Raw genomic sequence first — 13,397 nt, forward strand, 5'->3', positions numbered from 1 at the left:
TCAGACCTCGGACGGGGTGGCGGCGCGATTGAGATCGGCCAGCGACAGGTGGCGATCGAACAGCGGCGCGAGGCTCTGGTCATGGCTGACAAACAACAGGCTCGACCCGGCTTCGCGGCATTCGGCGAACAGCAGGCGAATGAAGTTTTCGCGGGCGTCGTAGTCCAGCGCCGAGGTCGGTTCGTCGGCGATCACCAGTTCCGGTTGACCAATCAATGCGCGCGCGGCGGCGACCCGTTGTTGCTGGCCGATGGACAGCGAATCGGCGCGGCGGCTGAGGATGTTTTCATCCTTCAGACCCAAGTGGGCGAGCAGGGTGGCTGCCGCCTGATCGACACTGCCGTGACGCTGTTTCGCCCGTTCGGCGCGCAGCCTGGAGAAGTGGCAGGGCAGCTCGACGTTCTCGCGCACCGAGAGGAACGGCAGCAAGTTGAATTGCTGGAAGATGTAGCCGGTGTGATCGACGCGGAAGTGATCACGGGCGCCGGCAGAGAGCTCGGTCAGCTCCTGGCCGAGCAGGCGAATGCTGCCGTGATCGGGCTTCTGCACGCCACCGAGCAGGCCCAGCAGGGTGGTCTTGCCGCTGCCGCTGGGGCCTTTGAGGAACAGGGTTTCACCCGGTTCCAGACGAAACGCCGGGATATCCAGAAGCGGCGGATGACCGGGCCAACTGAAGTCCAGGTCGGACAGTTCGATGAGTGCTTGGGTCATGGCGCCGATTTCATGGGTTTTGGGTACTTGTCTCAACTTCACATTCAACACAACCCTTGTAGGAGCGAGGCTTGCCCGCGAAAGCCATCTCACAGTCGACATCACTGTTGAATCTAATGGCCTCTTCGCGGGCAAGCCTCGCTCCTACAGGGATTGGTGTTGGATCAGAATTTCAGGGCGGCAGCCTTGGCCGTCACTTCGACCCCTTGCTGCCCGCTCGGGCTGATCAGTTGTACCTGAATTTTCTGGGTAGCCGGGAATGTGTTGAAGACATTCGCCAGGTCCAGGGTCTTCAGCGCGCCCGGGGCCGAGCAGCTGAATTGGTAATGGGCGTGAATTTCGCTGTGGTCATGGTGATGCTCGTGACCGTCCTTGGCGTCTTCTTCGTCATGGTCGTCGGCATCCGGCTTGTCACCGAACAGCGGGCTTTCCAGTTCCTGAGTCGCGACCACGCAACCGGCGGCTTTTGGCAGGTTGAACAGCACCAGTGGTTTTTCCAGTTGCACGCGGACGGCGGCGACTTTGGCCTTGTCGGCATCGGTGGTGGCGGCGTGTTCGAAACCCACCAGGTTCATTGCCGGACTTTCCAGTTCCAGCTCCAGAGTCTGGCCATCCAGCGCCGCGTTCAGGCGACCGACGCCATGTTCGTGGGCGCTGAGGCTGCCGTGTTCATCATGATCGTGATCGTGCTCGACCGCCGCATGGGCGACAGCCAGCGGCAACAGGGCAAACGGCAAAGCGAGCAGCAGACGGCGCATGGCGGGTCTCCGAAGTAAAATGAAAAGTTTGTTATGTAATCTTATAACGAAAGTGCCGAGAGTTTGACCGTCTGCTTGGCGTAGCGCAAGACCCATGGGAGCATGCGAGTCAGGTATGTGCAGGAGCAGACTTATGTTGCGAATACGCGGAAGCATCGGCGACTGGCCGGTGGATTTGACCCTGGAACTGGATGAAGGCGACTGGGCACAGTTCGGTGCGCAGTTGCAGGCAGCAAAACCCGAGGCGAGTGCTACGCCCGTCAAACCGGTAAATCAGGACGATGCGCTGTGGCAGATCGCCCAAGAGCTGCTGCGCAAGGCCGGGCAATTGAGCGGGCCGGATTTGCTGGAGCAACTGGAAGGGCTGACCGGCAGCGCAGCGGCGGGCAAGCGCTTGCTGGTGCGGCTGCGACATTGCGCAGATGTGAAAGTGTCGAGCGGCGGCGATACGCCGCTCTATAGCTGGATCGAACCAAATTTGTAGGAGCAGAGCTTGCTCGCGAAGGCGATCTCAAGGACGCCTTCGCCGGCAAGCCGTGCTCCTACAAGGTCGTGGTCAATACAGGGCGGCGAACAGTTTGCGACGGTACGTGGTCACCAGCGAGTGATCGTTGCCCAGCAACTCGAACACTTGCAGCAAGGTCTTGTGCGGCAAGCCTTCGCTGTAGCTGCGATTGCGGATGAACAGCTTCAGCAAGGCATCCAGCGCCGCGTCGTATTGCTGACGGGCCAGTTGCTGGATCGCCAGTTGATAGACCGCCTCATCGTCCTGCGGATTTTTCGCCAGACGCGCTTTCAGGTCTGCCGCATCCGGCAAATCCCTGGCCTGACCGAGGAACTGGATCTGCGCCTTGGCACCGGCCAGCGCGGCCTTGTGCTCATCGGTCTTGACCGCGTCGAGCACGATTTGCGCTTCACCCAGTTCGCCGCGCTCGGTGAGACAGCGAGCGTAGAGGATCAGTGCCTTGGCGTTGGTGTTGTCTTCGGCCAGCAGCACTTTGAGCGTGGCTTCGGCGTCGGCGTAGCGGCCTTCATCAAACAGTGCCTGAGCCTGTTCGAACAGGTCGGCAGCAGCCGGCGGCGGCATTTGCACGTGAGGTTCGAGCATGGTGCGCACAGCGGATTCCGGTTGCGCACCGGCAAAACCGTCCACCGGCTGACCGTCCTTGAACAGCACCACCGTCGGCAGGCTGCGAATGCCGAAGCGCGCAACAATGTCCTGCTCGATGTCGCAATTGACCTTGGCCAGCAGCAACTCGCCCTGATAGCTCTCGGCGATGGTTTGCAGCATCGGCATCAAGGCCTTGCACGGCGCACACCATTCGGCCCAGAAATCCACCAGCACCGGTTTGTGAAAAGAGTTCTCGATCACCGACTGGTCGAAATCGGCAGTCGTGGCGTCGAAAATGTACGGCGTTTCCTGACTCATGGGGGATCTCGTAAAAGCGTGGATGTGGTCACTATAAGGCTTGGTGGGGGTGGCTGAAAGCGGGGTGGCCATTGAGTGATGTGCTGCCTGACGGGACGTCTTCGCGGGCAAGCCTCGCTCCTACAGGTTCACCTTCATTTCGAAATCGACGCTAACCCTGTAGGAGCGAGGCTTGCCCGCGAAGCTCTTAGTGCATGGTAAAGACTCACATGCCGAAACTCTTCGGGCTCGGCCAGATCGGGCAGGGTCATCGCCTCCAGCATTTCAATGCGCTGATACAACGGATGGCGAAAATCCCTCACGCGCGAATCCGCCACCAACGCTTCCCGGCCACGGCTGAGAAACTCGTCGAGCAGCGGCAGGTTTGCCCGGTCGTACAACACATCGGCCACCAGAATCAGATCGAACCGATCGGCCTCGGCGAAAAAATCCGTCGAGTAACTGAGTTGCACGCCATTGAGTTCGGCATTCGCCCGACACGCGGCAATCGCCAGCGGGTCCAGGTCACAGGCCACCACTTCCAGTGCCCCGGCTTTTACCGCCGCAATCCCTGCTATCCCAGAGCCGGCGCCGAAATCCAGCACCCGTTTACCTTCGACCCAGTGCGGGTGCTCAGCGAGATAGCGAGCCACGGCCAGCCCACTGGCCCAGCAGAAACTCCAGTACGGCGGTTCGTGAAGAATCCGCCGGGTTTCTTCCGGGCTGAAGGCACGGTCCATGTTATCGCCGTCGATCAGCCAGAGTTTCAGCTCGGTGCCCGGTAACTCGCAGGCTACAAGCTGTGCATCGCCGAGCAGTTCACCTAACGCCTGTTGCAGGTCGAGCGGTGCAATCATGGTGCTTTGACGAATTGCAGCTGACCCAGTGCCTGGGTGGTTGGCTGTGTGATCATTCGCGCTGGCAGATGCAGAATCAACTGCCCGGACTGGCTGGCGCGGCCGCGAAGCTCGACGCGGGCACCGGCCGGAAAGGATTCAGGGTTGAAACGCAGACGAAACGGCAACAGCTGATTGGTGCCGATCAGGTTGGAACTGGCGAGCAATTGTTGCGGGCGATCCTTTTCGTCGACCACCAGCAATGCCAGTTCGACTTCGGCTCCGGCCGGCACGCCCTGCAAGGTGCCGCTCAATTCACGTTGATAAGCCGGCAGCGGACCGAGTTCGGCCGACGCCTTGGCTTTCTTCTGCGCCTGTTGCGGTGCAGGGCCGGGTGTCGGCGGCTGGGATTTGGGCGCATCGCTGCCACAGGCCACTAGCAGGCTGAAAAGACTGAGCAAAACGAGCGGTCGTAACGGCATTGGCGGCTCCAGCAAATGAAATCCATGTACAGCCAGTCTGTATACCGCAAACCCTATGGCTTGTCTTGCCACGGGGATGCGCTACCATGGCCCTCCCATTTTTTGTTGCCTGCCACCATGCACTGTCCCTTCTGCGGTGCCAACGACACCAAGGTCATCGACTCGCGTCTGGTCGCCGAGGGCGAACAGGTGCGCCGCCGGCGTGAATGCCTGGCCTGCGGCGAACGTTTCACGACGTTCGAAACCGCTGAGCTGGTGTTGCCGCGCCTGATCAAAACCGACGGCAGTCGCCAGCCGTTCGACGAAGAAAAACTCCGTGCCGGCATGCAGCGGGCGCTGGAGAAGCGCCCGGTGAGTGTCGAGCGCCTCGAATCGTCGCTGGTGCATATCAAACACAAGCTACGCGCCACCGGCGAACGCGAGGTCAAATCCCTCGTGGTCGGCGAACTGGTGATGGCCGAGCTGAAGAAGCTTGATGAAGTCGCCTATATTCGCTTCGCTTCGGTGTACCGACGCTTCCAGGACCTCAACGAGTTCCGCGAAGAGATCGATCGCCTCGCCCGTGAGCCGGTAAAAGAATGACCACCTCCCCGGAACAAGCCATCCTCGACGCGCATTACATGGCCCGAGCCCTGGAGCTGGCGCGCAAAGGTCATTACACGACGCACCCCAATCCCCGGGTTGGCTGCGTGGTGGTGCGTGACGGGCAGATTGTCGGCGAAGGCTGGCATGTGCGCACCGGCGAATCGCACGCTGAAGTCCATGCCCTGCGCGCCGCTGGCGACAAGGCGCGGGGCGCCACGGCTTACGTGACCCTCGAACCTTGCAGTCACCACGGCCGTACGCCGCCCTGCGCCGATGCGCTGGTGAATGCCGGTGTGGCGCGCGTCGTCGCGGCGATGCAGGACCCGAACCCGGAAGTCGCCGGTCGCGGTCTGCAACGACTGGCCCAGGCCGGTATCGCCACTGAAAGCGGTGTGCTGGAAGGCGAGGCGCGCCAGCTCAATCAAGGCTTCCTCAAACGCATGGAACATGGCTTGCCGTTCGTGCGGGTCAAGTTGGCGATGAGCCTCGACGGTCGCACAGCGATGGAAAGCGGCGAGAGCCAGTGGATCACCGGGCCGGCGGCGCGTTCGGCGGTACAGCGTTTGCGCGCCGAGGCCAGCGTGGTGCTGACCGGCGCCGACACGGTACTGGCGGACAATGCGCGTTTGACCGTACGTGCCGACGAATTGGGTCTGGACGCTGAACAAACGACCTTGGCCATGAGCCGTCCGCCGCTTCGCGTGCTGATCGACGGTCGCCTGCGGGTGCCGCTGAATGCACCATTTTTCAAGGCGGGTCCGGCACTGGTCGCCACGTGTGTCGCGGTGGAAGAACAGTACGCCAATGGCCCGGAATGCCTGATCGTACCGGGCGATGACGGTCAGGTCGATCTGCATCAGTTGCTGGTCGAACTCGCCAACCGTGGCGTCAATGACGTACTGGTCGAGGCGGGCCCGCGACTGGCTGGCGCGTTTGCCCAGCTCGGGCTGGTGGACGAGTTCCAGATCTTCATCGCCGGCAAGTTTCTCGGCTCCTCGGCTCGACCGTTACTGGACTGGCCACTGGCGCAGATGAAAGACGCGCCCGAGCTCAAAATCACCGAAATCCGCGCGGTTGGCGATGACTGGCGAGTCACTGCCATCCCTGTGCCATCGGCGAGCGTATAATTCCCGGCCATTGCTCTAGCGCTGGCTCTGTTCTCGAGGAGGACTCCATGTTTACCGGCATTATCGAATCCATCGGCAGTATTCGCGCATTGACCCCAAAAGGCGGAGATGTGCGGGTTTACGTAGAAACCGGCAAGCTCGACCTGAGCGACGTCAAACTGGGCGACAGCATTGCCGTCAATGGTGTGTGCCTGACCGCGGTTGAATTGCCGGGCAATGGCTTTGCGGCGGATGTCAGCCGTGAAACCCTCGACTGCACCGCAATGAATGACCTCAAAAGCGGCAGCCCGGTGAATCTGGAAAAAGCCCTGACCCCGACCACCCGTCTCGGCGGGCATCTGGTCAGCGGTCACGTCGATGGCGTGGGCGAAGTGGTTGCCCGCACCGAAAATGCCCGCGCCGTGGAATTTCGCATCCGTGCCCCGAAAGACCTGGCCAAGTACATCGCCCATAAAGGCTCGATCACCGTCGACGGCACCAGTCTGACCGTGAACGCAGTCGATGGCGCCGAGTTCTTGCTGACCATCATTCCGCACACCCTGAGCGAAACCATCATGGCGTCGTACCAGCCAGGTCGCCGGGTGAACCTGGAAGTCGACTTGCTGGCGCGTTATCTGGAGCGCCTGCTTTTAGGCGATAAAGCCGCAGAGCCAACCTCCAGTAACATCACCGAAAGCTTTCTGGCCGCCAATGGCTACCTCAAATCCTGACCCAAGGGGGTGCCTTGTGGCGCTCAATAGCATCGAAGAACTGGTTGAAGATATCCGCCAAGGCAAGATGGTCATCCTCATGGATGACGAAGACCGCGAGAACGAAGGCGACCTGATCATGGCCGCCGAGTGCTGCCAGCCTGAACACATCAACTTCATGGCCAAGCACGCCCGTGGCCTGATCTGCATGCCGATGAGCCGCGAGCGCTGCGAACTGCTCAAGCTGCCGTTGATGGCCCCACGCAACGGTTCCGGTTTCGGCACCAAGTTCACTGTGTCCATCGAAGCCGCCGAAGGCGTGACCACTGGTATTTCCGCGGCCGATCGTGCGCGCACCGTGCAGGCTGCTGCCGCCAAAGACGCCAAGGCTGAAGATATCGTCAGCCCCGGCCACATCTTCCCGCTGATGGCCCAGGCCGGCGGTACGCTGGCCCGCGCCGGTCATACCGAAGCTGCCTGCGACCTGGCGCGCATGGCCGGTTTCGAGCCGAGCGGTGTGATCTGCGAAGTGATGAACGACGATGGCACCATGTCCCGTCGCGCCGAACTCGAAGCGTTTGCCGCCGAACACAACATCAAGATCGGCACCATCGCCGACCTGATTCACTACCGGATGATCCACGAACGTACCGTTCAGCGGATTGCCGAGCAGCCGCTGGACAGCGAATTGGGCCAGTTCAACCTGGTGACCTATCGTGATTCGGTGGAAGGCGACGTGCACATGGCCCTGACCCTGGGCACCGTGTGCGCCGAAGAGCCGACGCTGGTTCGGGTGCACAACATGGACCCGCTGCGTGACCTGTTGATGGTCAAGCAACCGGGCCGCTGGAGCCTGCGCGCCGCCATGGCTGCGGTTGCCGAGGCTGGCAGCGGCGTGGTGCTGTTGCTCGGTCACCCGCTCGATGGCGACGTGTTGCTGGCGCATATCCGCGAAACCGCGGATCACAGCGCCGTGAAAAAACCGACCACCTACAGCATCGTCGGTGCCGGTTCGCAGATCCTTCGGGACCTGGGTGTGCGCAAAATGCGCCTGATGAGTGCGCCGATGAAATTTAATGCGATATCCGGTTTCGATCTGGAAGTTGTAGAATACGTGCCCTCCGAATAATGACCGGCAGTTTGCGGGCCTGTATTCGCGGTTAACACATCACTGAGGGACGCGTAGAAAACGCGTCCCGGCTCTTTAAGAGATCTAACGAATGACCCTGAAGACCATCGAAGGTACCTTCATCGCCCCTAAAGGCCGCTACGCTTTGGTAGTGGGCCGTTTCAACAGCTTCGTCGTTGAAAGCCTGGTCAGCGGTGCAGTTGATGCCCTGGTTCGCCATGGCGTGAGCGAAAGCGACATCACCATCATCCGTGCGCCTGGCGCCTTCGAAATCCCGCTGGTTGCGCAGAAAGTCGCTCAGAAGGGCGAGTTCGCGGCAATCATCGCCCTGGGCGCAGTCATTCGTGGCGGTACTCCGCATTTCGAATACGTGGCGGGCGAGTGCACCAAGGGCCTGGCCCAGGTGTCCATGGAGTTCGGCGTACCGGTCGCTTTCGGCGTACTGACCGTTGATTCCATCGAACAAGCCATCGAACGTTCCGGCACCAAGGCCGGTAACAAAGGTGCTGAAGCTGCTCTGTCCGCTCTGGAAATGGTCAGCCTGCTGGCGCAGTTGGAGGCCAAGTGATTAGCGACGATAGCGATCGTTTCAACCCGCGCGATCCAAAGCCTGCGGATGCCGGCAAGCCATCGAAAAGCGTCAAGCGTCGCGAAGCCCGTCAGCTCGCGACTCAGGCGCTGTACCAATGGCACATGGCCAAGCAATCGCTGAACGAGATCGAAGCGCAGTTTCGGGTCGATAACGATTTCAGCGATGTCGACGGCGCCTACTTCCGTGAAATCCTGCATGGGGTTCCGGCTCAGAAGGACCGGATCGACGCCGCACTGGCGCCATGCCTGGACATCACCATCGAAGAACTGGACCCGGTTGAGCTGGCGGTTCTGCGCCTGTCCACCTGGGAGCTGCTCGAGCGCGTTGATGTGCCGTACCGCGTTGTGATCAACGAAGGTATCGAACTGGCCAAGGTCTTCGGTTCCACCGATGGCCACAAGTTCGTCAACGGTGTGCTCGACAAGCTGGCCCCGCGTCTGCGTGAAGCTGAAGTGAAGGCGTTCAAGCGCTGATCGGCGCTTGAACGCCAGTGTCCTGTCTCGCCGATGCGTTCCTTTTTTGGCGAGTGGCTGTTGTTGTCAGACAAGGCGCCGCGACGAGTCATAGCTGGCTATGGCGAGGAGCGGCAACGCAGACTGGCGACAACAGACGCCGCTAAAAAAGGAACAGCATTGGTGAGACAGGATACCTGATGGGTGAGTTTGAGCTGATCCGCAATTTCTTCGCCGCCGCGCCTTGTGCGCAAGGCGGCGAAGGCGTTGCTCTGGGGATTGGCGACGACTGCGCCTTGCTGGCTGTTCCCCCCGGGGAGCAGTTGGCGATTTCCACCGACACGCTCGTGGCCGGTGTGCATTTCGCAGACCCCTGCGACCCGTTTCTGCTCGGTCAGCGCTCGCTGGCTGTGGCTGTCAGTGATCTGGCCGCCATGGGCGCCGCTCCCATTGCCTTTACCCTTGCCCTGACCTTGCCGACGGTGACCACCGATTGGCTGGAAGCCTTCGCCCGTGGTTTGAACCTCATGGCGCAAAATTGCGGCGTGGCGCTGGTGGGTGGCGATACCACCCGTGGGCCGTTGAGCCTGACCATGACCGTGTTCGGTCGGGTACCGGCCGGTCTGGCGCTGACCCGCAGCGGCGCACAGCCGGGCGATTTGCTCTGCGTGGGCGGAGAGCTGGGTAACGGCGCGGGTGCATTGCCGCTGGTGCTCGGCCAGCGAATGGCTGACGCGGCCATCGCTGATCCGTTGCGTGCCCATTACTGGTCGCCGCAACCGCAGCTGGGTCTGGGCATGGCGTTGCGTGGCAGAGCCACTGCGGCGCTGGACATCTCCGACGGCCTGCTCGCCGATTGCGGGCATATTGCCCTGGCGTCGAAAGTCGGGATTCAGGTGGAGCGCAGCAAGCTGCCGCTGTCGAAGGCGCTGCTGGCCTTCCTCGGTCAGTCCGGTGCTGAGCAAGCCGCCCTGAGTGGCGGTGACGATTATGTGCTGGCCTTCACCTTGCCGCCCGCCGAGTTGCCATCGTTGCTGGCGGACGGCTGGCCGGTCCATGTGCTTGGGCAGGTGGTTGCAGGGCAGGGCGTGACACTGCTGGACGCCGACGGACACGACATCACCCCGCCAATCCGGGGTTATCAACATTTTCGGGAGACACTGTGACAGATCATCCCAATCAGGTCCCGGCGGAATTCGTACCGCCGTCAGTCTGGCGCAATCCGTGGCATTTCCTGGCGTTCGGCTTCGGCTCGGGAACCCTGCCAAAAGCGCCGGGCACCTGGGGTTCGTTGGTGGCGTTACCCTTTATTCCGTTGTGGCAGATGCTCCCCGATTGGGGCTACTGGCTGATGCTGGGCATCACCATGCTGTTCGGCTTCTGGCTATGCGGCAAGGTCGCCGATGATTTGCGCGTGCATGACCACGAAGGCATCGTCTGGGACGAAATGGTCGGGATGTGGATCACCCTGTGGCTGGTGCCGGAAGGTTGGTATTGGTTGCTGGCGGGGTTCTTGATGTTCCGCTTCTTCGACATCCTCAAGCCCTGGCCGATTCACTGGATCGACCGGCATGTGCACGGTGGTGTCGGGATCATGCTCGATGACGTGCTGGCAGGCGTATTTGCCTGGTTGGCGATGCAAGGGCTGGTGTGGTTTTTCGTCTGAGGCGTCAATTGAAAGAACTGGGGATGGTGCGCCGCGGGTTGCTGCTGATGGTTTTCGCGGCGTTTTGCTCGCTCGCCCGGGCGGGGGACGCACCGACGACGCCGTCCGTGATTCATCTGGCCAGCGAAGCCTGGGAAGACTTTACCGCCGCCGATGGCCATGGTTTGGGCTGGGATGTGTTGCGCGAAGTGTTCGAGCCGGCGGGCGTCAAACTGAACATTCGAACCGAACCTTATACGCGCGCCATGGGCCTGGCACAGCGTGGCGAAGTGGACGCTTGTGTCGGTTCTTATCGGGAGGAGGCGAGCGACCTGCTTTATCCACGATGGAATTTCGATACCGATCACATCTACGCATTGGGCTTGGCCAGCAATCCGGCGCCGACTCTGGATACCTTGGGCAGTTACCGATTGGCCTGGGTGCGCGGCTATAAGTACCAGGCTTATCTGCCCAATGTGCAGCGCTATAACGAAGTCGCGCGGCGTACGGGAATTCTAGCGATGCTGACTCACAATCGCGCCGACTACTACATTGATGCACTGACTGAAATCGATTACATCGTTAATCGAGCCAAGGACCCGTCGCTGTTTCGCCGCACGCATATTGCGGAGTTGCCGCTGTTTCTGTGCTTTGCCGATACACCTCGGGCCCGGCAGCTAATGGCGCTGTTCGATCAGCGCATGGACGTGCTGGTAAAAAGCGGCAAGCTGAAACCGATCTTCAAACGCTGGAAGCAACCTTATCCGTTTGGTTCGAACTGAATGCAGCCCATGTAGCAGCTGGCGAAGCCTGCGTTCGGCGGCGAAGCCGTCGTAAGTTCAGGCGCTGCGGTGTGTGAGATTGACCGAGTCGACAGGTTTCACGACGGCTGCGCCGCCGAACGCAGGCTGCGCCAGCTGCTACAGGGATGTATCGCGTAGACCCGATGATCAAACATTTTGATCGTTATAGCCGATAATTCAGCCTAAGCGTCTGCAGGAACGTGCTGTTACAATGCCGCCTCTGCGAATCTTCAGTACTTATAGATCAGGAGCACACCGGTGCCTGTCGTTTTTGTCGCCGCTTCCAAGCTGCCAACGCCTTTTGCGCAATTCACCATGCATGGCTTTCTCGATGAAGAGAACGGGCGCGAGCACGTGGTGCTGAGCCTGGGTGAGTTCGCCGACGGTGCTCCGGTACTCGGCCGGTTGCACTCCGAATGCCTGACCGGCGATGCCTTGTTCAGCCAGCGTTGCGACTGCGGTTCGCAACTCGAGGCAGCCTTGCAGGCGATCGCCCGTGAAGGTCGTGGCGTGTTGCTCTACTTGCGTCAGGAAGGTCGCGGTATTGGCCTGTTGAACAAGATCCGCGCCTATGAATTGCAGGACGGCGGTGCCGACACCGTTGAAGCCAACGAGCGTCTGGGTTTCGCCGCCGACCAGCGCGACTACGCCATGTGCCTGCCGATGCTGGAGCACCTGGGCGTGAAGTCCCTGCGTCTGATGACCAATAACCCACGCAAGGTCAAAGCCTTGACCGACATGGGCATCGTGGTTGCCGAGCGCGTGCCGTTGCACACCGGGCACAACCCGCACAACAAACTCTATCTGGCCACCAAGGCCAGCAAGCTCGACCATATGATGGGCAACGAACATCAGGGCGAGGTTGACCGGGCGTGACCCGCGGTCAGGTGCGGCGGCGACTCTCCGTCAACTGGTGGCAATACCTGGCGCTGGCCTTGCTGCCGCTGTTTGTGATCAATGGTGTATTCGGTCAAAGCGAGGCGATTCTGCCGGTGCTGGCCATGCCATTGTTCATCGCCGGTGTGGCCTCGATGTTTGTCAGCCTGAAGTTCTTTGGCGGCTACAAGCACGCGCTGATCGCCACCCAGAAAGCCCTCGACACCCCTGAAGAACCCGACGCCTGGATCGCCTTGGCCGCGAAACGCCGTGCCGCGTTTCTGGTCGCCGGCCTGCCCGCGTGGATTGGTGCGCTGGCGGTCTTCGTCGGTCTTGAAGCCGTACCGCTGGTGCTGCTGGCGCTGTCGACCACGGTGCTGTTCTACCTCTACCGTATCCCGCGTCAACTCGGCTGATGCGCAGCATTTGGCTGGCGGTGTTGCTATTGGCCGTCAGCGGCTCGGCGGCTGCGGTCGAGCGGGTCGTCAGTCTGGCACCGTCGCTTTCTGAAATCGTCGTTGAGCTGAACTCGGCTGACCTTCTAGTCGGTGTGCTGGATGCCGGTGAGCGTCCCGCTGAACTCAAAGACATTCCTTCCGTTGGCAGCTACGGCCAGTTGGATATGGAGCAACTGCTCAGCCTCAAGCCCGATCTGTTGCTGCTGTGGCCGGGCAGCGTGGGGCCGGCCCAGCGTGAGCAGCTCAAACGGCTGAACATTCCCACCTATGTCGCCGAACCTCACAACCTCGAACAACTTACCGCCCAGATCGAAGTGATCGCTACGCAGCTCGGAAGACCCGAGCGTGGCGTTTCATTGGCCAAAAATTTGCGTCAACGACTCGACTCCCTGCGCCAGCGTTATCGAAGGGATGAGCCGTTACGGGTGTTTTATCAAGTCTGGGATCGGCCGCTGTACACCGTGGGCGGTGGGCAGATCATCAGCGATGCGCTGCAGGTGTGCGGAGCGCGCAATGTATTTGCCGACCTGACACAGCCTGCACCGCAGATCAGTGTTGAAGCGGTGTTGCAGCGCAATCCCGAAGTGATTCTGGCCAGCGATCAGGCACAACTCGACGCTTGGAAAGCCTGGCCTCAGGTGACGGCGGTGGCGCAGGGGCAATTGCTGCTGGTGACGGACAAAGGCCTGGAGCGGCCGAGTGGGCAGATGATCGAAGCGACCGCCAAGTTGTGCCAGTTGATCGCGCCCGACCATTAAGATCGAGGCGCATTCATCGCGGGCAAGCCCGCTCCCACAGGGATCACACTGAACCTGTGGGAGCGGGCTTGCCCGCGATGAGGCCCGC

General features: G+C 61.1%; 18 protein-coding genes. 13 read left to right on the top strand and 5 right to left on the bottom strand.

All coding sequences use genetic code 11. The features are described from left to right. Both NHU87_RS10820 and NHU87_RS10825 read right to left on the bottom strand, forming a co-directional pair. Positions 1-711, bottom strand: a complete 711-nt coding sequence (locus NHU87_RS10820) for an ABC transporter ATP-binding protein (protein ID WP_253548147.1) — start codon at positions 709-711, stop codon at positions 1-3. A gap of 164 nt (positions 712-875) precedes the next feature. Beyond that, complete coding sequence (locus NHU87_RS10825; protein ID WP_253548149.1) at positions 876-1,469, bottom strand: DUF2796 domain-containing protein; 594 nt, start codon at positions 1,467-1,469, stop codon at positions 876-878. 133 nt (positions 1,470-1,602) lie between these two features. On the opposite strand from NHU87_RS10825, the gene NHU87_RS10830 reads away from it, so the two are divergent. Next, a complete protein-coding gene (locus NHU87_RS10830; RefSeq protein WP_253548151.1) occupies positions 1,603-1,953 on the top strand; it encodes a hypothetical protein in 351 nt (116 codons plus the stop codon). A 72-nt stretch (positions 1,954-2,025) separates the two neighbouring features. Here NHU87_RS10830 and trxA read toward each other — a convergent pair whose 3' ends face one another. The 3 genes from trxA to NHU87_RS10845 all read right to left on the bottom strand — a co-directional run bounded on the left by trxA (position 2,026) and on the right by NHU87_RS10845 (position 4,195). Further along, positions 2,026-2,898 (bottom strand): thioredoxin, encoded by an 873-nt coding sequence (gene trxA / locus NHU87_RS10835; protein ID WP_253548153.1) that lies wholly within the window; start codon positions 2,896-2,898, stop codon positions 2,026-2,028. Between the two features lie 134 nt (positions 2,899-3,032). Continuing rightward, positions 3,033-3,734, bottom strand: a complete 702-nt coding sequence (locus NHU87_RS10840; RefSeq protein WP_253548155.1) for a class I SAM-dependent methyltransferase — start codon at positions 3,732-3,734, stop codon at positions 3,033-3,035. After that, positions 3,731-4,195 (bottom strand): YbaY family lipoprotein, encoded by a 465-nt coding sequence (locus tag NHU87_RS10845; protein WP_253548157.1) that lies wholly within the window; start codon positions 4,193-4,195, stop codon positions 3,731-3,733. Before NHU87_RS10845 ends, NHU87_RS10840 begins: the two co-directional genes overlap by 4 nt. A 117-nt stretch (positions 4,196-4,312) precedes the next feature. On the opposite strand from NHU87_RS10845, the gene nrdR reads away from it, so the two are divergent. The 12 genes from nrdR to NHU87_RS10905 all read left to right on the top strand — a co-directional run bounded on the left by nrdR (position 4,313) and on the right by NHU87_RS10905 (position 13,309). After that, positions 4,313-4,777, top strand: coding sequence for a transcriptional regulator NrdR (gene nrdR / locus NHU87_RS10850; protein ID WP_007906838.1), 465 nt, complete (start codon positions 4,313-4,315; stop codon positions 4,775-4,777). Continuing rightward, a complete protein-coding gene (ribD, locus tag NHU87_RS10855; protein WP_253548159.1) occupies positions 4,774-5,907 on the top strand; it encodes a bifunctional diaminohydroxyphosphoribosylaminopyrimidine deaminase/5-amino-6-(5-phosphoribosylamino)uracil reductase RibD in 1,134 nt (377 codons plus the stop codon). The genes nrdR and ribD overlap by 4 nt, the downstream gene beginning before the upstream one ends. A gap of 47 nt (positions 5,908-5,954) precedes the next feature. After that, positions 5,955-6,617, top strand: coding sequence for a riboflavin synthase (locus NHU87_RS10860; RefSeq protein ID WP_253548161.1), 663 nt, complete (start codon positions 5,955-5,957; stop codon positions 6,615-6,617). Between the two features lie 16 nt (positions 6,618-6,633). Continuing rightward, positions 6,634-7,725: a bifunctional 3,4-dihydroxy-2-butanone-4-phosphate synthase/GTP cyclohydrolase II gene (gene ribBA / locus NHU87_RS10865; RefSeq protein ID WP_007906834.1), complete on the top strand. Its 1,092-nt coding sequence runs from the start codon at positions 6,634-6,636 to the stop codon at positions 7,723-7,725. A gap of 91 nt (positions 7,726-7,816) precedes the next feature. Further along, positions 7,817-8,293, top strand: a complete 477-nt coding sequence (gene ribH, locus NHU87_RS10870) for a 6,7-dimethyl-8-ribityllumazine synthase (RefSeq protein WP_003228649.1) — start codon at positions 7,817-7,819, stop codon at positions 8,291-8,293. After that, on the top strand, positions 8,290-8,790 hold the full coding sequence (gene nusB, locus NHU87_RS10875) for a transcription antitermination factor NusB (RefSeq protein WP_038981348.1): 501 nt from the start codon (positions 8,290-8,292) through the stop codon (positions 8,788-8,790). The genes ribH and nusB overlap by 4 nt, the downstream gene beginning before the upstream one ends. 179 nt (positions 8,791-8,969) lie before the next feature. Then, positions 8,970-9,935 (top strand): thiamine-phosphate kinase, encoded by a 966-nt coding sequence (gene thiL, locus NHU87_RS10880; RefSeq protein ID WP_253548163.1) that lies wholly within the window; start codon positions 8,970-8,972, stop codon positions 9,933-9,935. Then, positions 9,932-10,435: a phosphatidylglycerophosphatase A family protein gene (locus NHU87_RS10885; protein ID WP_253548165.1), complete on the top strand. Its 504-nt coding sequence runs from the start codon at positions 9,932-9,934 to the stop codon at positions 10,433-10,435. The genes thiL and NHU87_RS10885 overlap by 4 nt, the downstream gene beginning before the upstream one ends. Positions 10,436-10,458: 23 nt before the next feature. Then, positions 10,459-11,196 carry a substrate-binding periplasmic protein gene (locus tag NHU87_RS10890; protein WP_253548528.1) on the top strand — a complete coding sequence of 246 codons (738 nt, stop codon included), beginning with the start codon at positions 10,459-10,461 and terminating at the stop codon, positions 11,194-11,196. A gap of 279 nt (positions 11,197-11,475) precedes the next feature. Next, on the top strand, positions 11,476-12,093 hold the full coding sequence (gene ribA / locus NHU87_RS10895; RefSeq protein ID WP_007906827.1) for a GTP cyclohydrolase II: 618 nt from the start codon (positions 11,476-11,478) through the stop codon (positions 12,091-12,093). Beyond that, positions 12,090-12,509: an MFS transporter gene (locus NHU87_RS10900; RefSeq protein WP_253548167.1), complete on the top strand. Its 420-nt coding sequence runs from the start codon at positions 12,090-12,092 to the stop codon at positions 12,507-12,509. The genes ribA and NHU87_RS10900 overlap by 4 nt, the downstream gene beginning before the upstream one ends. Next, positions 12,509-13,309, top strand: coding sequence for a cobalamin-binding protein (locus tag NHU87_RS10905; RefSeq protein ID WP_253548169.1), 801 nt, complete (start codon positions 12,509-12,511; stop codon positions 13,307-13,309). The genes NHU87_RS10900 and NHU87_RS10905 overlap by 1 nt, the downstream gene beginning before the upstream one ends. The last annotated feature ends 88 nt before the right edge of the window (positions 13,310-13,397 follow it).

It is taken from the genome of Pseudomonas mandelii, assembly GCF_024138395.1.
In the GTDB taxonomy this organism is placed as follows: domain Bacteria; phylum Pseudomonadota; class Gammaproteobacteria; order Pseudomonadales; family Pseudomonadaceae; genus Aquipseudomonas; species Aquipseudomonas mandelii_E.